This window comes from Singulisphaera rosea, assembly GCF_054877945.1.
Genome location: NZ_JBTYIP020000043.1, coordinates 39467 through 63261, shown reverse-complemented (window position 1 = coordinate 63261; position 23795 = coordinate 39467). Strand labels below are relative to the sequence as shown.

Below are 23795 nucleotides of genomic sequence, written 5' to 3'. Positions count from 1 at the left end.
TTCGAATTCGCCGAGCGGCACAAGATGATCTGCAACCCTGATAACGACCGATCCACGAAAACGATGATCGGCACTGTGGCGAATTGAGAATCAGTGTCGAACCACCGCTCTTCAGAGGGATCGTCAGGCAGGGATACGCACGACACTTCAACGGTATCGTGTGTCCTTTCAGAGTCCCGCCATGCCTCTGAATGTCAATGACCTTGGTTCCGATGTGGCCCGTCGGGTGCAACCCACATGTGACCCGCGCCAGGCGTCGAACCGAGCGACCGAAAAGGCTTCCGCCCTCGATTCGCTCCAGGCGAGGTCGGCGCGGGCCAGTTGACGAGCTGGCCGCAACTTGACCTCGCGGCAGTGGATGCAGAATCGAGGGCAACCGCGGGCTCGACGGCCTTTGCGGAAATAGCCGGGGGACAGGCCGATGTCCAGAGGGTGTCGACCCCGCCACTCGGCGAGAGTGTTCGGCCGATCAAGGAAGGCTCGCCGCATGGACAAGTCCTTGAAGCTGTCTATTTTCCGTACCAGATGGCTATACACCTAAGATCTCTCGCCATCCTATCCGCAACCGCCCAAAGAAAGACCGCACGGGAATTCTTTGGTATCCCCTGGCTCCCAAGACTGCATTCTAACCCTTCTCGACGGGGATCACTACCGAGAAAATCGCGATGAGATAAGGTCCCTCCGCCTCCGCCTCCGCCTCCGCCAATCATCCTTCTGACGCATGTCGATCATCCTGTATACGAACTCGGATCGTTCCGCCTGCGTGCTGTCCACGTCCAGGAAGAAGCGGTTGCACATCTACGACTCATGCTGAACTTGGGGACGACGATCCCGGCCCCGAAGTTGGGGGGGGCGACACGTCCCGACGCCCGGAGCGGCGGGGCGATGCCCGATCGGAGATCCGCACATTCGTGCAGTTTTCAACTGCCGTGATGCTGAAAGATAACGTTCGGGAAGATTTTGGTGACAGTTCATTTTATTTTCTTGATCCCTCCCGATTCCCGCATTCATAATTATCGCACTCCCCCCCGGGTATCGAAACGAAATAGGTCGGGTCGTGTCGAAAGGTCGGCTGAGGACAGATCTCCCCCCTTGCTTATAGGTGCAGATCATGTCGACGCATGACGTCCACAAGGATGGTGCGCGCGCATCGGACCCGGGGCTCTTCCGACGGGGCTGGCGACGGGCGAAGCGGGGACTCAAGAAGGTCGTCCGGCCCTCGATCGCGGAGCTGGAACGTCGGCTGATGCTCGACGGCAGCCTGCCCGACCTGGTCGTCTCGAGCGTCTCCGCCCCCTCGTCGGCGATCGTCGGGAACAACGCGACGATCTCGCTGTCGTGGACGGTCACGGACCAGGGCACGAACGCGGTGCCGGCGGGCCAATTCTGGAGCGACTCGGTCTATCTCTCGCCGACGGCGAACTACGACCCGGCGACCGCGGTCGCGGTCACGGGCCAGTCGCAGAGCACTCAGTACGGGATCCACGCCGGGGGGAGCTATACCCAGTCGATGACCGTCGCCCTGCCGGTCGCGCCGGTCGGCTCGGAGTTCTTGCTCTTCGTCGCGAACAACAACAAGGCGCTGGACGAGTCGGACACGACGAACAACGTCAAGGCGCGGCCGATCACGACCCTGGCGCCGAAGGTCGATCTCGGTATCGACAAGCCCACCGCGTCGGCGACCTCGGCGGTTGCGGCCAACGGGAGTAACCTGTCGCTCTCGTGGACGATCACGAACCACGGGACCGACCTGGCCTCGGCGACTCGGTCCGACAACGTCTACCTTTCGACCAAGCCGACCTACGACAACTCGGCGATCTTCGTGGGGTCGGCCTCGTCGTTCCAGCAGCCGCTGGCCGGGGGCGCCGGCGTCGTCGAATCGACCACCGGGTTCGTTCCGAATGTGAAGGCGGGTTCGTACTTCCTGCTCTTCGTGGCCGACGCCACGCACAACCAGTACGACACCGACGCGTCGAACAACCTCGTGACGCTTCCGCTCACGATCACCAGGCCCGACGTCGACCTGTCGCTGACCGCCGCCACGGCCCCGGCGACCGTCTCCGAAGGGTCAGCGGTCACGCTCACCTATAGCGTCAAGAACCTGGGGACGGACGCGGCGAACGGGGGCTGGTATGACGAGGTTTATGCCTCGCCCACGCCGACGTTCGACGCGGCGACGGCCGTCTACGTGGGCTCGGGGTTTCCGGGAACGTCGGACTTGCCGCTCGAGGCCGGGGCGAGCTATTCGGTCTCCCAGCAGTTCACGGTCCCTTCCTTCCCGACCGGGGCGGGCTACCTGCTGTTCGTCGCCAACGACGGCGGCGTCCAGGCGGAGTCCGGCCTCGCGCCCGGCGACCGGGGTGCGGACGACGCGAACAACGTCTTCGCCGTCGCCACGACGTTCGTCGCCCCCGAGCTCAAGGCGACGAACATCACCGCCCCTTCGTCGGCAGTCCTCGGCGCCTCGATCGGCCTGTCGTACACGGTGAAAAACGTCGGGAGTGGGGATGCGGGCGGCTTTTGGTCCGACTACGTCTATCTGTCGAAGACCCCGACCTTCGACCCGCAGACGGCCGTCTACGTCACGAGCTTCCCGAACTTCGCGAGCGGCCCCGGGAACACGTCCCTGGCGCCGCTGGCGGTCGGGGCGAGCTACACGAACAATCAGCCGATCACCTTGCCGACGTTCCCGACCGGCGACGCCTACCTGATCGTCGTGCCGGCCTCGTTCTATCTCCAGTCGGACGCCCCCCCGGCGTCGGACATCGTCTCGACGCCGATCTCGATCTCGGCCCCCGACCTCACCGTGACCACGGCCTCGGCGCCCGCGTCGGCGGTCCTGGGCACCAGCATCAACGTCTCGTTCACGGTCAAGAACCAGGGGACGTCCGCGGCGCCGGGCGTCTGGTCGGACGCGGTCTACGTGTCGGACGTCCCGTTCCTCGACGACAGCGCGACCCAGATCCAAATCTTCGACGCCTCGGCCGAATCTCCCCTCGCGTCGGGCGCCAGCTATACGCAGTTCGAGAGCCTGACCTTGCCGCAGACGGCCGTCGGCCACCGCTACCTCCTCTTCATCTCGAACACCTTCAAGAACCAGGGCGAGACCGACGCGACGAACAACACGTTCGCCGTGCCGATCGACCTGTCGGCGCCCGACCTGACGGTGACGAACTTCACGGCGCCGGCCTCGGCGATCCTGGGCGACCAGTTCCAGGTCTCCTACACGGTGAAGAACGTCGGCACGATCGCGACCGCGACGACCTGGCATGACACCTTCTACCTCTCCGACACGCCGACGTTCGACCCGAGCACGGCGACCTTCGTGACCTCGGTCGACGTCTCGGCCCAGAACCCGCTCGCCCCGGGCGCGACCTACACCTTGACGCCGACGCTCCAGTTGCCCCAGACCCGGGTCGGGGCGCGGTACCTGATCGTCCAGACCGACCCCACCGGCTTCTTCGGCGTAGGGGGGTCGTCCGGCCAGCCCGAGACCGACACGACGAATAACACGTTCGCCGTGCCGATCACGCTGACGGCCCCCGACCTGGCGACGACGAACCTCACGGCGCCCTCGACGGTGACCACCGGCGACAGCGTCTCGATCTCGTGGACGGTGAAGAACGTCGGCACGGTCACCGCACCCGGCGACTGGACCGACCTCATTTACCTCTCCACGACGCCCGACCTGTCGGGGCAGCTCACCTTCGTCGGGACCTTCGACGAGTCGTCCCACTCGCCGCTCGCCGCCGGGGCCTCGTACACCGAGTCGCGGTCGGTCACGATCCCCAGCAACGCGAAGTCGGGCCAGGGCTACCTGATCGTCGTGGCCAACTACTCGCGAGCGCAGCCCGAATCCGACACGAATGGCATCAACGCGGGCGAGAACAACCTCCGGGCGATCCCGATCACCGTGGCGGCCCCCGACCTCGTCGTGTCGAACGTCAACGTGCCCAGCACGGCGGTCCTCGGCAACGCCCAGTCGTTCACCGTCACCTACACGGTGACCAACCGGGGGAGCGTCCCGGCCCTTGGGAACTGGTCCGACGGGATCTACCTGTCCGACTCGCCGACGCTCGACACGAGCAAGGCGATCCTGGTGGGCCTCGCCTCCGCGGGCTCGACGCCCCTGGACCCGCTCGGGTCGTACGCGGGGAGCCAGACGATCACCTTGCCCGCGGGCCTCGCCGGCCCGAAGTTCCTCTTCGTGGTCGCCAATTACACGCAGTCGCAAGGCGAGACCGATTTCACGAACAACGCCGTGTCGAAGGCGATCGCCGCGACGCAACCGTCGGTGGACCTCGGCATCTCCTCGCCGACCATCGCCGCCCAGGTGATCACGAACCAGACCCTGCCCCTTGCCTATACCGTGTCCAACAGCGGGACGGACTCGGCGCAGGGGACATGGTCCGACATCTTCTATCTATCCAAGGGGACGACGCACACCTCCGACGACATCTTCGTGGGGGCCGAGTCCTCGTTCTACTACGGGCCACTCGGCGGCGGTAAGTCGGCCAACGTCCAGACGAACATCACGATCCCCGGCTCGATCGCCCCCGGCCAGTACAACCTGCTGATCCTGGTCAACGGCAACGGGACGCAAGGGGAGACGGACGGCGGCACCGGGGCCAACAACGTCGCCGTCGTCCCGATCACGATCTCGGCCCCCGACCTCACGGTCGCGTCGGCGACCGTCCCTGCCGACGTCAAGGTCGACGACTCGTATACGATCACCTGGACGGTGAAGAACGTCGGGAGCGTCGAGGCCCCCGGCTCCTGGAGCGACAGCGTCTATCTGTCGAGCACCCCGGACTACCAGCCCGCCCGCGCGACGTACCTGGGAGGAGCGTTCCACTCCAACTTCGGCACGCCGCCGCTGGCCCCCGGGGACAGCTACACGGCCTCGACGACCGTCACCATCCCCAATTCGGCGCCTCCGGGGGCGCAGTACATCCTGATCGTCGCCAACGACGGGTCTTCGCAAGGCGAGGCGGACCAGACCAACAACGTCCTGGCCGAGCCGACCACCGTCACCGTGCCGGACGCCGACCTGGCCATCACCACGGCGACGGCTCCCGACTCCGCCGTCCTCGGCCAGTCGGTGACGATCTCGTGGACGGTCCTCAACCAGGGAGATGCGTCGGCCAACGCTACCTGGTCGGACGCGGTCTACCTCTCCGACGGACCGGGGCTGGACGGGAATTCGACGTACCTGGGGACCTTCGACGAGAGTGCAAATTCCGGCCTGGCCGCCGGGGCGAGCTACGTCGAGAGCCAGTCGATCTACTTGCCGCAGTCGGCCGTCGGCAAGCGATATGTCGTGATCGTCACGAACTCGGGGAAGACCCAACACGAGACCAACTCCGACGACGACACGTACGCGCAGCCGATCACGCTCGACGCCCCCGACCTGGTCGTGACCGCGGCCACCGCGCCGGCATCGTTCGCGCCCGGCGACACCATCACGGTCTCGTGGACCGTCACGAATCAGGGGGACGTGGCGACCACCAGGGACTGGCTCGACGCCGTCTACATCAGCGACGGGACGACCTTCGACAGCGGCCACGACACCTTCTTGACCGAGGCGCAGACCAGCGCCCCGACGACCCCGCTGGCCCCGGGCGCGTCGTATACGATCACGCAGCAGGTCGTGGTCCCGTCTACGGTGGAGGGGGCACGCCACCTGGTCTTCCTCGTCAACTCCAACCAAGAACAGCCCGAGGCCGACCTCGGCAACGACACCTTCGCCCTGCCGGTCCAAGTGGGCACGTCCGACCTGGCGGCGTCGGGGATCATTGCTTCGTCGCAGGCGTTGTTCGGCCAGGCGATCGACGTCTCGTGGGTCGACAAGAACCTCGGCAACACGGCGATCTCCCTGCCGTGGAGCGACTCGATCTACTTGTCGTCGTCGACGTCGATCGACGCGACCGCGGTGCGGCTGGCGACCGTCTCGTCTGACGGCGTCGGGACGCTCGACGGCGGTGCCTCGGCGAACCGAAGTGCCAAGGTCACGCTCCCGCTCGGGCTCAACTCGACGGCGGGCTCGTTCTTCATCATCGTCCGGGCCGACGCGCTCAATCAGGTCCCCGAGTCGGACGAGGACAACAACAACACGAGCCGGGCGATCGCCCTCACGCTGCCGGCCCTGCCCAACCTCGTGGCCACGGCCCTCACCGTGCCCGCGAGCGGGCAAACCGGCCAGTCGTTCCGGTTCTCCTGGACCGACGTCAACCGAGGGGACGCGGACGCGACGACCGCCTGGACTGACACCGTCTACGCGACCCTCGACGGCACGCTCAACCATGCCGTGAGCTTGGGGTCGTTCTCGAACCCCGGCCCGCTCGCCGCGGGGGACTCGCTCGACCGGTCGATCTCGCTCGTCGCCCCGGGGACGGCGGGGACCTACACGCTGATCGTCGTGACCAACGCCAATAACGGCGTGGTCGAAGGGCCCAACGCCGCAGACGACACGACATTCTCGTCCTCGAAGATCGTCGTCACGTTGACCCAACTCCCCGACCTGGTCGTCACCGCGATCACGCCGCCGACCGACGGCGTCCGCTCGGGCCAGGCGGTGCCGGTGACGTTCACGGTCAAGAACGAGGGGGACGTCGCGACCCAGGTCCCCGTCTGGCGAGACTTCGTGATCCTCTCCCAGGACCCCACCCTGACGTTCGACGGCAGCACCGACCAGGCCCTGAACAACCAGCCTGTGCTCGCCCAGTTCGACAACCCGTCGTACCTCGACGCGGGCCAGAGCTACCAGCAGACGGTCGACGTCTCGCTGCCGATCGACGCGACGGGGACGTGGTACGTCTACGTCGTGGCCAACGGGTTGGGGAGCCACTACCCCTTCGCCCTGCCCGAGTCGGACCGCACCAACAACCTCCTCGTCAGCGCAGGGTTCGACGTCCAGTTGGCGCCGCCGCCCGACCTGGCGGTGACCAACGTCGCCGCGCCGCTCCAGGCCTTCTCCGGCCAACCGACCACGGTCGGGTGGACCGTGTCGAACGTCGGGAACGGTCCGACGTTCGCGAGTACCTGGAGCGACGAAGTCTACCTCTCGCCGACCCCGACGTTCGACCCCGCGACCGCGGTCTCGCTCGGCACGTTCGCCCATAACGGGGCCATCGCGGCGGGCGGCGCGTACACGCAGTCGGCGATCGTCGACCTGCCGATCGGCGTCGGCGGCCCGTTCTACTTCATCGTCCAGTCCGACCAGGCGCGACAGGTCTTCCAGGACGGCCTGACCGCGAACGACATCGCCGCGCAGGCCTCCCCGACGACGATCAACCTCACGCCGCCCCCCGACCTCGAGGTCGACTCCGCCACCGCAACGCAATCCTCGGTGCTCGCCGGGCACAACCTCGCGGTCAGCTACACGGTGACGAACGCCGGCTCCACAGCCACGCCTAACGGGAACTGGACGGACACGATCTACCTCTCCACCCAGGCGACGTTCGACCCCGCCCGCTCCACCGTCCTCGCCGACGAGACGCACTCCGGAGTGCTCGACGCCGGGGCCTCTTACACCAACACCTACAACGTCAAGATCCCCGACGGGCTCAACGGCACCTACTACGTGTTCGTCGAGTCCGACAGCAACGACGTGGTCTTCGAAGTCGACAAGACGAACAACGTCAAGGGCCTCGCCACACCACTCGACGTCACCTACAAGCCGGTCGACCTCGCGGTGTCGTCGGTCACCCCGCCGGCGCAGGCGGCGGCCGGGACGGTCGTCAACGTCACCTGGACCGTCGAGAACCAGGGGACCGGCGACACGGTGGCGGCCGTCTGGAGCGACCAGGTCTACGCCTCCATCAACGAGGATCTCTCGAACCCGGTGCTGCTGGGGACCTTCGACCACGTCGGGAACCTGGCCGGCGGAAGCTCTTACACCACGACTCAGCCGGTGATGATCCCGGTCACGTTCCAGGGGACGTCCTTCCTCTTCGTCGCCACCAACCCGGTGGTGAAAGACCCGGGCACCAACGCGCTCATCAACGCCGTCTACGAGTCCGACTACACCAACGACACCTCCGACGCGACGCCCGTCGATGTGGTCCAGTCGCTGGCGGACCTCCAGGTCTCGAAGGTCACCGCCCCGACGATCCCGGGGACGGGCACGACGGCCCTGATCACCTGGACCACGACCAACGCGGGCGTGGGGACGACCTCGGCGAACTCGTGGTATGACGACGTCTGGCTCTCGACCAAGCCCGACGTCGGCCAGGGGGGCACCGACCTCTACGTCGGGAGTTCCTACCACCTCAACGCACTAGCGCCGGGTGCGTCTTACGTCGGCTCGGCCTCGGTGACGCTGCCCCAGGCCATGGCGACGGGCACGTATTATGTCATCGTCCGTGCGGACCGGCCGGCCCAGGTCGCTATCCCCAACAACTTCAACACCTCGACCGTCAACCGGGTCTATGAGTCGGACGAGTCGAACAACGACGCCGCGTCGAGTTCCGTCGCGGTGACGGCGGGCCCGGCGGCCGACCTCGCGGTCTCGGGCGTGTCGGCCTCGTCGACCGCCGTCACGGGCCAGCCGCTCGCCGTCACCTGGACGGTCACGAACGTCGACGCGGCGACCGGGAATCAGCCCTGGTACGACGCCGTCTACCTCTCACTCGACACCGTCTTCGATCGCCAGTCCGACACCTACCTCGGCTTCGTCGACCACGCCGGCGGCCTGGCCGCGGGCGCGAGCTACACCCAGACTTCAGAGTTCACGGTCCCCGCCGGCCTCTCGGGGTCGTACCACGTGTTCGTCGTGACCGACGGCAACAACAACGTGTTCGAGCGGGGCCGGTCGGCCAATGATGTCGACATCTCGGGCGCGGCCGTCTCCGTCTCGGCCCCGCCGCCGGTCGACCTCGTCGCCGGCACGATCACCATCCCCGCGAACGCCTCGCCGGGCGACAACATCACCTTCTCCTACACCGTCACCAACCAGGGGAACAACGGCGCGATCGGCCAGTGGACCGACTCGCTGTATCTGTCGGCCGGCGGGACGTTCGCCTTCACCGACCCGCTCCTGGCGCAGAACCTCCACAAGGGGGGACTGGCCGGGGGCTCGAGCTATACCACCACGCTGACGGTCCCGTTGCCCGGCGTCGCCCCCGGCACCTATTACGTCATCCTCCGCACCGACGTCCTGAACCAGATCCCGGAGACCGACGACACCAACAACATCGGGGTGTCACTGACACAAGCCTCGGTCGACGCGAAAGCCCTGACGCTGGGGACGCCGCAGTCGGGCTCGCTCGATGAAGGGCGCTCGGCCTATTACAAGGTGGATGTCGCGGCCGGCCAGACGTTGCAAGTCGCCTTCAAGAGCCAGGTCCCCGGCTCGGTCAACTCGCTCTACGTGAGCTACGGCGCGATGCCCTCGCGAGGGCAATATGACTTCACCGACCAGTCGCTGAGCGCCAATAGCCAGGTCACGGTGCCGACCACGCAGGCCGGCACGTATTACATCCTCGTGTACGGCTCGAGCGTGCCCGGCGGGCCGGAGTCCGACACGATCACGGCGTCGCTCGTCCCGTTCTCGGTGTCGGGCGTCGCGCCCGGCCAGGTGGGCAACGTGGGCCCCTCGACCATCGAGATCGACGGTGCCCGGTTCGACGGCGGGACGACGTTCCAGCTCGTGGCCCCGGGCGGAGCGGTCGTGTCGGCGACCGCGACCGTGCTCCAGGACGCGAGCACCGCGTTCGCGACCTTCGACCTCACCGGCTTGCCCGTGGGGCACTACACGGTGCAGGCCAAGTCGTCGGGGGGCACGGTCTCCAAGCTGTCCGACGCGCTCGACGTCGTGCCGGGCCTGGGAGCCGACATCGACGTCGAGGTGAACGTCCCGCCGATCACGCTCGCGGGACGCATCAGCCAGTTCATCATCACCGTGACCAACCGGGGCGATTCCGACGCGGCCGCCCCCTGGCTGACGGTGACCTCGTCGACCGGCACGCCCTACGGTTTCTCGCCCGACCACTTGCAGTCGACTTATCCGCTCAAGTTCCTCGCCCTGAGCCCGACGGGGACCGCGGGGGTGATCCGGCCCGGCCAGCAATACACGATCGCGGTCAACTTCATCAGCTCGACCACGGTCGGCGCCCCGTACGAGTTCCTGGTGACCCCGGTGACGACCGACGACCAGACCCCGCTCGACCTCTCGCAGGTCCTGGGCGTGATCTCGTCGCAATACCAGCAGGCACCCGGCTTCGCCGCCGCGTGGGCCGTCGTGCAGCAGGACGTCGGGACGACCTACGGCAGCTATGTTGCCTTCCTCGACAAGCAGGCCAGCCTGCTACCCCCCACCGTTCTCATGAGCGGACAGGCGACCAACACGCAGGAGGGCGAGCTCCTCGACCTCGACATCCGCCGGGCCTTCGCCGCGCTCGGCACCTCGCTGAGCGGGTCCGTCGTCTCCTCCGACCCCTCGCTGAAAGCGGCGGGCGACACGGTGTATGCGACCGACCGCTCGACCAATCAGTCGTACTCGACCCAGGTGCTCCAGGACGGGAGCTTCATCTTCGACCGGATCCTCCCCGGGAACTACACGCTGAGCTTCCCGGACGCCGTCATCGCGTCGAGCTCGACCTCGGGGACGACCCTGCCCCCGGTCGTCTCCGTCGCCGACGGACAGGTCGTCACCGGTGTCAGGCTCGACGTCGAACGCGGCGGGTCGATTATCGGCTCGGTGGTCGCACAGGGGAGCCAGGCGCCGATCGCCGGGGCGAAGGTGATCGCCGTCGACCCGTCGGGCCACCAGACCTCCACGACGACCGATGCCTCGGGCCACTACGCGTTGCCGGGCCTCGTGGGCGGGACGTACACCCTGTATGCGGACGCGGACGGCTACGCCCGGCAAGCCCTGGGCGGGGTCCTCGTCACGTTCGGGCAGGCCTCGTCCGCCAACATCGCGGTCTCCCACGAGGCGACGATCGTGGGGACGGTCACCCTCGGCGCGGGGGGGCCGTCGAGCGGGTCGGGCATGGTCTCCGCCGTACTCGAAGGGGCGACGGGTCCCGGGCGCGTCTACACGACGGCGCTCCCTGTCGGCGTGTCGACCGGCTTCACCCTCAGCGGCCTCCCCGCGGGAACATATGATCTGACGATCTCGCTGCCGGGCTACGTCTCGACGGCGATCGCCGGCGTGGTCGTGGCGGCGGGGGCCGATGTGCCGATCGCGGCGGTCGAGCTCCAGGCCGCGTCGGGCGTCAGCGGGACGGTCACGTCCTCGAACCCGCAGATCCCCGTCGCCGGCCTGGCGCTCGCGGCCTACCAGGGGACGACGTTCGTCACCGCCATCACGGCCGACATCGCGGGCCATTTCAACTTCACCGGGCTCGCCCCCGGCACGTACTCGATCCAGCCCCTCGACGATTTCGACTTCGTGACCCCGGTCACGGTGACGGTCACCGCCGGCCAATCCCTCGCCAATGTCGCGGCGCAGGTCCCCTCCGGTGGCTCGACTCAAGGGCTCATCCAGACCTTCGGTGTGATCTCGCCGACCGCCAAGGCCGCTCCCACCCCTCCCCCGGTCTACGTCGCCCCGCTGACCGACCCGCTGAACCCTTCGGCGGGGTGGACCAACTCGCAGTTCGAGCCGTCGATCGCGGTCAATCCGCGGAACCCGAACCAGATCTTCCTCGTCGGCGCGAACGAAGGGACCATCGAGAACACCGGCGGTTTGTTCACCGCCTACAGCACCGACGGCGGGCAAACCTGGACCCAACGCCTGATCGCCTCCGGACCGGGCGGCGACGGGCTCCCGCTCGCCTCGAACAACGTGAAAGTCGCCTTCGACAACGCCGGCAATCTCTACCTCGTGTATCTCGAGTTGGGGACCTACGCGGTCGATCTCCTGCGCACCAGCGACCCGAGCCAGCCCTGGTCGACGGCGAACCTCATCTACAAGACCATTCACGGGATCGACGCCTCGGCCTCGGCACACTTCGACTACCCGGGCCTGGCCATCGGACCCGATAGCATTTGGATCGCCTACAATGGCCCTGAGGGAGTCGAGGCCACCGGCGCCTCACTCGATAACGGCGTCGTCGGCTCGTTCCGGGACCCGGTGATCGTCGACCCGGATGGCCACTATTCAACCATTGCGATGGGGCCGGACGGCCACGTGGTGGTTGCCGACCTGAACGGGTCCGGCCGAATCGTCGCCGCGAACATCGATCCCAATGCCCCTCCCGGTACCGGATTCGCCCTCTCGGAAGCGGCGGCCACCAACGTGAAGGGAGGGGCCTTCGACATCCCGGCGCAGGAGCAGATCGACACCGTGCCCGGGCTCGCCTGGGACACGAGCACCCGATTCGGGCCGCAAGGGCGGCTCTACCTCTCCTACACGGACTCGCCCGACGACATCAGCACCGCCACATTCGTCGTCGTCATCTCCTCGGACGACGGCGGGGCGACGTGGAGCAGCCCGGTACCCGTCACACCGGTCAAGCAGGCGAACAGCAGCCAATTCCTCCCCAGCATCGCGGTCGACCCGTCGACGGGCAACGTCGCCGTAAGCTGGTACGACACGAGCATCGATCCAGCGGATCACACCCTGACGCAGGTTGCCGTGGCTATCAGTCAGGATGGCGGCCAGCACTTCACGACCGGACTCGCGAGCTCCAACGTGAGCGACCCGATCTGGGGCCAACTCGATCAGCATAGCCTGAACGTCCAATACGGCGACTGGGCCGGGCTGGCCTTCGTCAATGGCGTCGCCTACCCAGCCTGGGTGGAGGACACCAAGCCCGGTGGCGGATTCACCGGCCAGTTCAACATCAACATCGCCAAGGTCGGCATCCAGGGCCTCTCGACCTTCCCGACCGTCCGGGGCCAGGCCTGGTTCCAGGCGATCATCGACGACACGTTCGCCCTCTTCGTGATCCCACCGCTGCCCGACGACGAGAACTGCGACGACTGCGACTACCAGGACGTGCTCGACGCCGAGCAAGAGGCGATCGATGCGGCGAGGGATGCCGTCTTCGCGGCGGGGGTGCTGGTCGCCGACGCCCGCCAGGCCCAGTCGGCCTTCCTGCGAGAGACGGCGGAGTTCATCAAGGACCTGAAGGACCTCGAGACCACCGCCTTCGCCGCCGCCAACGTCGCGGTCGCCAGCCTCGGTAGCGACGCCGACGCGGCGAACCAGTTGACGCAGCTCGTCGACATGGTCAACCAACTCGGCGAGGCCATCGTCGCCGTGGAGGGGGACGACAACCCCGACGACCTGGGCGACGACCTCGACAACCTCGATAGCATCACCGACAACCTCGTCACCTTCGCGAGCAACCTCGCGGACTCGTGGTATCAGGACATGGTCACCGTCGGGACGTCCGACCCCTCGACGATGGGCGACCTGATCGCCGCGTTCAAGACGGCGATCGCCGCCCTCTCGCCCAGCCCCTATGCGGACCTCGCGGGCGAGATCGATGAGCTCCAGTCGGACATCGACGACTTCCTGGAAAAAGGCGAAGAGGCCTTCGACAAGATCGACGACTACATCGACGCCATCCAGGAATACGAGGACTGCGTCGACGCCAATTGCGGCGGCGGCGGCGGCGTCGGCCCGCCCCGCCCCGGCGGCCGTCGTAGACCGCCTAGCGGCGGCGGCCACTCGGGCTCGCCCCACGACCCGAACCAGATCATCGGCCCGGCCGGCTACGGAGACGCGGGGTTCGTGGCCAAGGACGCCACCCTGCCCTACACGATCGACTTCGCCAACGAGGCGACCGCCACGCTCCCCGCGCAGCAGGTCGTCATCACCGACCAGCTCGACACGAACCTCGACGGGCGGAGCTTCCGCCTCGGCAGCTTCGGGTTCGGCGGCAAGACCTACCAGGTGCCGGCGAATTCGGCCTTCTACCAGACCCAGATCGACCTCGAGGCCCAGTACGGCTTCGACGTCGACGTGACGGCCACCATCGACGTCCGCACGGGCGTCGCCACCTGGACGTTCACCACCATCGATCCGGCCACCGGCGCGATCCCGAGCGACCCGAGCATCGGCTTCCTGCCGGCCGACAACGACGCCGGGATCGGCGAAGGGTTCGTGAGTTACACCGTGCTCGCCGGGTCCTCGGCCCCGACCGGCACCGTGATCGGGGCGCAGGCGAGGATCGTCTTCGACACGCAGGAGCCGATCGACACGCCCAGGATCACCAACACCCTCGACGCCGGCGGGGCGACCAGCACCGTGGCCCCCCTGCCCGCCAGCACGCCCGACACCGACATCCCCATCAATTGGGCCGGCACTGCCGAGCCGGGGAGCTCCGGGGTCGGCACCTTCGACGTTTATGTCTCCGAGGACGGCGGCCCCTTCACACCCTTCCTGATCGACACCACCGCGACCTCGGCGACCTTCACCGGCATCCCCGGCCACACGTACTCGTTCTTCAGCGTGGCCTCCGACAACGTCGGCCAGCGCCAGCCGCGGCCCTCCGACGCGCAGGCGACCGTCACCGTCACGGCCCCGCAGCTCACCGAGGTCACGTCCATCTCGGCCTCGGGCACCTTCGGCGGGCCCGGCGGAGTCACCGCCACCCTGACTATCGGCGGGGCCCCCTTGGCCGGGAAGGAGATCACCTTCCTCCTGGACGCCGATGGCGTCAGCCGCGCCCTCGGGACGGCCACGACCGACGACAACGGCATCGCCACGCTCTCGGGCGTGAGCCTCGACGGCATCGACGCAGGGACCTACGCCGACGCCATCCGGGCCACGTTCGCCGGGGACAACACCGGGATCGCCAGCAGCGCGACCGGCCCACTGGTCGTCGCCCAGGCCTCGGCGACGCTCTCCCTCTCCGACCTGGTCTACAGCTACGACGGGAGCGTGCACGGGGCCACCGTGACGACCGCCCCTGGGGACCTCCCCGGCGTGGTCCTCACCTATACCCAGAACGGCACCACCGTCGCGGCGCCGACCGCCGTGGGCAGCTACACCGTCACCGCCTCGCTCGAGAACCCGAACTTCTCGGCGGCGGACGTCGTCGGCACCCTCGTCATCAACCAGACTACGCCGACGATCGCCTGGGATACCCCAGCCGACCTCACCTACGGCACGGCGCTCGGCACGGCCCAGCTCGACGCCACGGCCTCGATCCCCGGCACCTTCAGCTACTCCGTGGCCGCCGGCACGGTCCTGCACGCCGGCCAGGGCCAGTTGCTGTCGGTGACCTTCACGCCGACCGACGCCGTCGACTACAGCCCGACGACCGCCACCGTCCGGATCAACGTCACCCCGGTGGCGCTCGTGGTGACCGCGCACGACGAGACCAAGGTCTACGGACAGGCCAACCCCGCCTTCACCGTGACCTACGACGGATTCGTCAACGGCGACGCCGCGGCTGTCCTCGGGGGCACGCTCGGCTTCTCGACCTCGGCTACCGCCGCCAGCCCGGTCGGCTCCTACGCGGTCACCGCGAGCGGCCTGACCTCGACCGACTACGCGGTCTCGTACGTCGACGGGCATCTGGCGGTCACCCCGGCCGTCCTCACGATCACGGCCGACGACAAGACCAAGGTCTACGGACAGGCCAACCCCGGCCTGACCGCGTCCTACAGCGGCTTCGTCAACGGCGATACCGCGACGAACCTGACCACGGCCCCGGTCCTTTCGACCTCGGCGACGAACACCAGCCACGTCGGTTCGTACGCCATCAACGTCTCGGGGGCGGAGGCGGCGAACTACACCATCACCTATGTCGCCGGCAACCTCTCGGTCACACCCGCCTCGCTGACGATCACCGCCGACGACAAGACCAAAGTCTATGGGCAGGCCAATCCGACCCTCACCGCCTCCTTCAGCGGCTTCGTCAACGGCGACACCGCGACGAAGCTGACGACGGCTCCCGTCCTCTCAACGGCCGCGACATCGGCGAGCCACGCCGGGTCGTATGCCATCAACGCATCCGGGGCCGCGTCGGATGATTACACGATCACCTATGCCGCCGGCAAACTCTCGGTCACGCCCGCGGCGCTGACGATCACGGCGGATGACAAGACCAAGGTCTATGGACAGGCCAATCCCACCCTGACGGCCTCCTATCGCGGCTTCGTGAACGGCGACACGGCAGCGAGCCTGACGACGGCCCCCACCCTCACGACCGCTGCGACGACGGCGAGTCACGTCGGCACATCGGCAATCACCGCGTCCGGGGCGGCATCGGGCGACTACACCATCACGTACTTGGTGGGCAAGTTGGCGATCACCCCGGCGACCCTGACGATCACCGCCGACGACAAGACCAAGGTCGCCGGCCAGGCGAATCCGGCGCTCACGGCGACGTACTCCGGATTCGTCAACGGCGACACGGCCGCCAGCCTGTCGAAGCCGGTCGTGCTCTCGACCTCGGCCACGGCCGGAAGCGGAGCGGGGAATTACGCGATCGTCGCCTCGGGCGCGACGTCGTCGGATTACAGCATCAAGTTCGCCGACGGCACGCTCACCGTGACGGCGGCGCCGGTCGCCCCGACGACGTCATCGCCGATCATCAAGGGGGCAACCGCGGCGGTGATGATCCTCTACCGAGAGTTGCTCGGCCGCGATCCCGAGCCCGCCGGGCTCCGGTACTGGCTGAGTCGACTCGCGACGGAATCCCCCCGCCGCTTGTTGCGGCAGATCGCCGCCTCCCCCGAGGCCCGCGAATATCGCCAGAGTTCGCGAGGCGCCGCGATCCGCCCCGAGGTGGTCCTTCGCGACGTCCTGCGGGCCGAGCGTCAAGGGATCTCCGAGCTCGTCATCCCCCCGAGCGGCCCCGACGCCCTCTTCCCGAAGGCACGGACGAGGAAGTAACCCGGCCCGGACCTGTCCACTCGAGGTCTATCCCGAAACTCGGATGGCCCCATTCCACAAAGCGATCCACGAGAATTTGTACCTGGGTGCCACGGATTCCGTCTTCGGACCCCGTGATATTCACACACATATCCCCATAACTGACATTGAACCGCGAGGCACCCAGGTTTCGGGAGAAGGACTCACCGCTTCGTCGCGCGGGTCGCCTGGGCGGCCGTGACCGTCAAGGTCCGGCCGGTGTCGACGGTCGTCTTCGCGCCGTCCGGGTCGGTGACGGAGACGAGCACGTGATAGGTGCCGACGGGCACGCTCGCCGAGACCTGCTTCGCCGAGAGCGTCACCCGGGCCTGCTTGCCCGGCTTGGTGAGCTTGACGTTCGTGGTGGCCCCGGCGATCGTCACGTCATCCGACGAACTGGTGGTGTCGGTGGAGAGGCTCAGCGCGACCATCTCCTTCTGGGAGACCGTGCCGCCCGTGCTGCTCGTCAAAGACACGGTCTGCTGGATCCTCGCCTTCTTCCCTGCGACGACCGAAGCGGGCAGCGCCCCCTTGGCCATGGGCGTCACGTCCGACGGGGGTGTCGTCGGGGTCGGGGTCGTCGAACTGCCGGACGGAGGGGCCGCCGCGAGCTTGGCCGTCGAATCGACGTTCACGGCGAAGGTCTCGGTCACGGGCGTCCCGTCGGAGCCATAAGCGGTGACCGTGATGTGCGCCGTCCCGACCCCGAGCGGCGTGACCGTCAGGGTGTTCCCCTGGACGGTCGCGACCGCCACGCCGGGCGCATCGCTCGACGTCAGGAAGAGGTCATTGGCCGTGGTCACGTCCTTGATCAGCACGAGGTTCGAAGCCTGGACTGTCGACCCTTTGGTATAGTTCTGCAGGGGGATCGAATCCAGCGGAGAGCTGAGCGGCCCCGGTGACGGCACGGGCACCGCCGCGACCGCGTCCATCACCGCCAGGCCCGCGGCGCCAACGACATGCCCGAAGACCGTGAAGCCCCCGTTCTGGTTGTCGAGGTTGGACGCGTTGCTGTCACTCTCATTGAAGAAGAACTGGCTCGTCGCGCTATTCGGGTCGCTGCCGAGCTTGGCCATCGCGATCGTCCCGCGCACGTTCGACGCCCCGAATTCGTTCGGCACCGCCGCATCCGCCGGGATCGTCGCGAGCTGCGAGCTCGACGAGAGTTGGTATCCGCCCGCCTGCCAGATGAACCCGGGGACCGAACGATGGACGACAGTGTTCGTGTAGCTACCCTTGTTCACATAATTCAAAAAGTTCGTGACGGTCTTCGGCGTCGTCGAAGGGGTCAACAGCACCGGGATCGTCCCCAACGACGTGTCGAACATCGCGAAGTCGGTCGTCGCGTTGGGGTCATTGAAGTAGGAGTTCAGATTCACCGGCGCCACGTCGGCCCCCGCCGTGAAACTCACAGCCGGCAACGGCGCCGTCGCGGCCATGGTCAACAAGGCGCGAGATTCGAGGGACTCGACAACATTCCACGCAAACGGCCGACGGGGACGATGGGGCCTCGTCATTCAATGACCTCCAGAATGCGTAACTTCCCACGCAACCAAGGAATTGGCGCCAATCCGGGGGGACGGATCACGACGAGGTGCGGCGGATGATCATCGATGGGGAAATGCACACGAAGCGAATGGTGAACCTGCACCGCCCCTCTCGGGTCGGCTCAGGTCCCTTTTCTTACTCGCGATCCGGTTCGATTGGTAGGCCAATTCTCGGACAGCCGAGGGAGGGGAACCGGTTCGGGAGTCTGCCGCCAAAAGCATCCGAGCGAGCCATCCCGGATCCCGGGGAGTGGAAATCCGGCGTATTCTGTGATTTCGCGTCTCGTCAGGAAAGTCATGCCCGAGGACGCGGGAATTCGATGGCGTATTCCAGGCTCTTCGAGAATCTCTGGGCGCCGTCGGCCGACGCCAATTCGTCGACCATCCTCGCGTCGAACTCGGTCGCTCCCCTCGGGACATCGCCACGCAATCCACAAAAGACTACCAAATCCCATACAATCATTATTAAATTGTATCAATAATCCCCAACAATTTCGCCGCCAGCGATCGTGGCAGTGGCACTCCAAACGGAGGCATCGACTGACGACTTGACGAACCGGGTCGACCCGTCGCCGAGGAGCAGGTTGACTCCCCCGGGGTGCCAACTCGTGGCCGTCATCGCGACGCCGTTCCAGGTGAGGCCGTTCTTGCAGGAGGGAGAGCCGGGAGGGAGGACGTGGTTGTACCGCGTCCAGTTCATGTTACCCTCCAGCCAGTTCTGTCCCCCGTCGACGTCGTGATAGAGCGTGGCAGCCTGGGCATCGGACAAGGTGATGCACCATTTGCTGAAGGTGTCCTGGGTCCAGACGCCCGGGTTGGCGTAGAGGTCGGCGAGACGGTCGAGGATCTTGGCGTCATTGGTCCCCTTATTCCTCTCGGAGAACGCCGCGGTGTTCGAGAGACCGTCGGTGATGTTGGCGTAATGCGTCGAGCTGATCTGCCCGAACATGCCATTCCCCGACCGCCCCGACCACGTGGCCCCGTTGCAAGAGCGGTAGTTGTCGCGTCCCCAAGGCTGTCCGAGCCGGTCCTCGTCTGACGGACAGAGAAACACACTAACAACCGTGACCGCGGCCGTGCCGTTGACGCCCACGCTGCCGTCGTGCGGGGACACGCTGGAGGTCATGGGGTGGAAGGGGGCCACCATGAAGTTGAGCGCGTTGAAGAGCGACTCGAGCTCGAGGTAGGGGAGCAACTGCGATTGGCAGGAGTATCGCCGAGCATTCAGGCTGCCTTGCGTCGCCACGACCTTGTCGTCGTCCAAGCCCACCCCGAAGGGCAACATGTTGTTCGTGCCATGGTAGGCATGGATCGCCAGGCCGATCTGCTTCAGGTTGTTCACGCAAGTCGCCCGGCGGCTCGCTTCCCTCGCCGCCTGGACGGCCGGTATCAACAGCCCGACGAGGATGGCAATGATGGCGAGGACGACCAACAATTCGATCAGGGTAAAGCCCGAATCCCGGCGTCGCCACGAGCGAGTTGTCGCCATCAGCGTACCCTTCCTTTCGCGAGGTTCGAGAGGGCGGCCGGATATCGTTTCCACGTCGCCAGCGCAAGAAGCACTGCGGCGAAGCCGAGAAAAATGGAGAAGAACCAGGGCCCTGACTCAAACGTCGGCCGGGCCTGCGTCACGGTGGGCTCGAACCACTCCTCCGCACGAATGGTCAGGGATTTGAGGAGGGCTTCGGCGCGACAGGAGCTCGATCCGGTCTGGACCCCGAGCCAGGTGATCCGCGCCTCGGCGGCACCCACGTCCTGCTTACGGAGGAGCACGAACGCCCTATCTCCGTCGGCACAATCGGCGCGGATTGTGGACCCAGTGCGGGATAGCCGGAGCTTGCCCGTGCGCGACCGGGCCTGTACCTGACTCATCCCAAGGCCTGCGTTTCCCACGGTGGATCGCGGGGACGCCCAGGTAAACCAGTCGCCCCCAGCGGGGATGGCCAGCCTTCCCAAAGTGATCGGGCCGATCGGCGCCGTCGGGAACTCGACCTCCAGCACGACGCCAGCCCCAGAGCCCTCTCGCGGCCGGTCATATCGCAGCAGTTCAAACTCCGCGACGATCTCGAAGTCGCCGCGGATCATCTTCCGGGGGGCCAGCCCCACCGGCCCCACGATCCCCTCATTCGGGGGGATCCGGAGGAAGAGGCCGCGCTCGCCCGGCTTGACGAGTTGCTCGGCCTCCAGGCCGACGAGTTGTAGGGCGTCGTTATCGAAGCCCTTGTGCCTAAAATCGACGTGCAACTCGTCGGCCCACGTCGCTCCCTGGATCATCAGGGCGATGCAGGTCAGGACAATGTCAACCCTCGTTCTCATTCGGATCCGATCCAGGAAAGGGCCGTTTCGGACATGATTCGGCCGATTCACCATTAATCCGGCGGGAAGTCCTTGTCTTGAGAGTCGATATCCACAGCATTTGGAAGGATCCTTGATCGATGGCTTCACGGCCGTTGCGAGTCGCCAAGGCCCGTGAGACCGTCGGATCGACACTCGACATAATCACACATACCGAAACATCGACCATCACGAACTGCGTCTGGCCGGAGGGTGGGTCGCCGTAGCTCGAAGGAGATGGGCTCTCGGGGTTCTCCCGTCATTTGCCGGGAGGTCGATCGGCAGGTTGACGTCCATTACTCCAACTCCCGGGCCGACTGGACCGACGACGGGATCAAGGCGACCGGCACGCCGATGATCGCGATGACCGACAGCAGCCCGATCCGCGTGAAACCTTCTCGCCAGTGCCTCGGAAGTGGCATAGGCATGGCTCTCCCTGTCTCCACCAAGGGCAGCGACAAGCAGGACACGAGACATCAACCAGAACAACGCCCTAAGATTTGAACGATTGGCATCCGATGCAGGTTGCTCTTCGACGCTTGTTTGGGGAGGCTAGCAAATCGAGACGATCGTCACAATCCCTTGTTTACGATATGTGTGTCACCCAGGTGGCCGGCGACCCGAAAGGAAGACGCGATCGACGAGGAATCGGCCTGGGCCCGGAGTGCGGCGGGGCTCCCGTCGCGATTGGAGGCGAGGTTGTGGTAGGATTGAGGGTGTGGCGGAGCCGGCTCTCCCCAAATCTTGGGGCGAGCCCGGGTCGACTCGCCACGGAGCCATGCTTTGATCAATTCCGACATTAAGAAAATTGCAATTATTGGCGATTACCTGCCGCGGAAGTGCGGGATCGCCACGTTCACCCACGATATGTACACATCGCTGGCGGCTCGGTTCCCGGAGACCGAGTGCTTCGTCGTACCGGTCAACGACAACCCGCGAGGATACGACTATCCCCCGGAGGTCCGGTTCGAGATCGACGAGCAGGACCTGAACGGATATCTGCGGGCGGCCGACTTCCTGAATTTCGCGAACGCCGACATCGTCTGCCTCCAGCACGAATATGGGATCTACGGCGGCGCGGCCGGGAGCCACATCCTCGGCCTGCTGCGCAACCTGAGGATGCCGATCGTCACGACCCTGCACACCGTCCTGCGAGAGCCGGACGCCAACCAGCGGCGGGTCCTGGCACGCCTGGCGGACCTCTCCGCCCGCGTCGTCGTGATGACCGAGCTCGCGAAGACCTTCCTACGCGAGATCTACGGCGTGCCCGAGGCCAAGATCGACCTGATCGCGCACGGCATCCCCGACACGCCTTTCGTCGACCCGAATCCCTACAAGGTCCAGTTCGGCGTCGAAGGCCGGCTGGTGGCGCTGACGTTCGGGCTACTCTCGCCCAATAAGGGCATCGAGCACATGCTGCGGGCCGTGCCAAAGATCCTCGAGACCTTCCCCAACTTCGTCTATATCATCCTCGGGGCGACCCACCCGGAGCTGGTGCGCCACCAGGGAGAGAGCTACCGGCTGGGCCTCGAGCGCCTGGCGCGTGACCTGGGTATCGAGGATCATGTGATCTTCTATAACCGTTTCGTCGAGCTGGACCAGCTCACCGAGTTCATCCGCGCGGCCGACATCTACGTGACCCCGTACCTGAACCCGGCCCAGATCACTTCGGGCACGCTGGCCTACTCGTTCGGATGCGGCAAGGCGATCGTGTCGACGCCGTACTGGCACGCGGAGGAGCTCCTGGCCGACGGCCGCGGGGTACTCGTACCGTTCGCCGACCCGAGGTCGCTGGCGAGGGAGATCTGCGGGCTCCTGCGCGACGAGCCGCGTCGGCTCGCGATGTGCGGGAGGGCCTACGAGCTGGGCCGCGAGATGATCTGGGAACGCTCCGCCCATCACTACATGGAGTCGTTCCAGCGGACACGCCTCGGCCAGCAGGACCAGCCGTACAAGCCGCTGGCCGTCCGCACGCTCGCCGAGCAGCAGGCCGAGCGTCCCGCCTGGCGGCTCGACCACCTGAGCCAGATGACCGACGCGACGGGGACGTTCCAGCATGCCACCTACACCATCCCGAATTACGCGGAAGGCTACTGCACCGACGACAACGCGCGCACCTTCCTGCTGACGACCCTCCTGGAGGAGCTCGGCCGGGACGGGCCGGAGGTCCGTCGTCTCGCCTCGACCTCCGCGGGGTTCCTCCAGTCGGCCCTCGACGGCGAGCGGAAGCGGTTCCGCAACTTCATGAGCATCGACCGCCGCTGGCTCGAAGACGTGGGCTCGGAGGACTCGCACGGGCGGGCCCTCTGGGCCTTGGGGACGTGCGTCGGCCGCTCGAGGAGGCTCGACCTCCCGGCCTGGGCCGCCATGCACTTCGAGCAGGCCCTGCCGCCGGTCCTGGAGATGACCTCGCCCCGGGCCTGGGCCTTCTCCCTGCTGGGTGTCCATGAATATCTGCGCAGGTTCGGCGGAGATCGCGTCACCGGGCAGGTCCGCGACGCGGTGACGGCCATGCTGGTCGACCTGTACGAGCGCACGGCGACGCCCGAATGGCCCTGGTTCGAGGAGATCCTCTCCTACGACAATGCCCGCCTACCCCACGCCCTGATCGCCGGGGGCCCCGACGGCGGCGATGCAAAGGCCCGGGAGATCGGCCTGACCGCCTTGGACTGGCTGGTCAAGGTCCAGCGGGCTCCCCAGGGGCACTTCCGCGCGATCGGCTGCCACGGCTTCTATCGCAAGGGGCACGAGCCCGCCCGGTTCGACCAGCAGCCGATCGAGGCCAATGCGACGGTCGCCGCCTGCCTCGAGGCCTACCGGGCCACCCAGGACCGGCGATGGCTGGACGAGGCCCGCTCCGCCTTCGAGTGGTTCCTCGGCCGCAATGACCTCGGCCAGGAGTTGTACGACCCGAGCTCCGGCGGATGCTGCGACGGCCTCCAGGAGGATCGCATCAATCGGAACCAGGGGGCCGAGTCGACCCTCGCCTTCCTCCTCTCGCTCGCCGAGATGAACCTCCTCGAAAGCTCACTGGCGGCATTTCGCCAGGCGTGTTAGTGTCCTGACGTTGCTCCTTCTCAAGGACGGGCCGCCAC

General features: G+C 66.6%; 6 protein-coding genes. 2 read left to right on the top strand and 4 right to left on the bottom strand.

The window, feature by feature from the left end:
* Positions 1-1111: 1111 nt before the first annotated feature.
* Positions 1112-16801 carry a CARDB domain-containing protein gene (locus tag ACYOEI_RS38375; protein WP_462855790.1) on the top strand — a complete coding sequence of 5230 codons (15690 nt, stop codon included), beginning with the start codon at positions 1112-1114 and terminating at the stop codon, positions 16799-16801.
* Between the two features lie 182 nt (positions 16802-16983).
* On the opposite strand, the gene ACYOEI_RS38370 is transcribed toward ACYOEI_RS38375, so the two are convergent.
* The 4 genes from ACYOEI_RS38370 to ACYOEI_RS38355 all read right to left on the bottom strand — a co-directional run bounded on the left by ACYOEI_RS38370 (position 16984) and on the right by ACYOEI_RS38355 (position 21128).
* Positions 16984-18336, bottom strand: coding sequence for a peptidylprolyl isomerase (locus ACYOEI_RS38370; RefSeq protein WP_462855789.1), 1353 nt, complete (start codon positions 18334-18336; stop codon positions 16984-16986).
* Positions 18337-18841: 505 nt separating this feature from the next.
* A complete protein-coding gene (locus ACYOEI_RS38365; RefSeq protein WP_462855788.1) occupies positions 18842-19855 on the bottom strand; it encodes a DUF1559 domain-containing protein in 1014 nt (337 codons plus the stop codon).
* Positions 19855-20682: a DUF1583 domain-containing protein gene (locus tag ACYOEI_RS38360; protein ID WP_462855787.1), complete on the bottom strand. Its 828-nt coding sequence runs from the start codon at positions 20680-20682 to the stop codon at positions 19855-19857. Before ACYOEI_RS38360 ends, ACYOEI_RS38365 begins: the two co-directional genes overlap by 1 nt.
* Before the next feature lie 314 nt (positions 20683-20996).
* Complete coding sequence (locus ACYOEI_RS38355; RefSeq protein WP_462855785.1) at positions 20997-21128, bottom strand: type II secretion system protein; 132 nt, start codon at positions 21126-21128, stop codon at positions 20997-20999.
* Positions 21129-21483: 355 nt separating this feature from the next.
* Between ACYOEI_RS38355 and ACYOEI_RS38350 the strand changes: the two genes are divergently transcribed.
* Positions 21484-23757: a glycosyltransferase family 4 protein gene (locus tag ACYOEI_RS38350; RefSeq protein WP_462855783.1), complete on the top strand. Its 2274-nt coding sequence runs from the start codon at positions 21484-21486 to the stop codon at positions 23755-23757.
* The last annotated feature ends 38 nt before the right edge of the window (positions 23758-23795 follow it).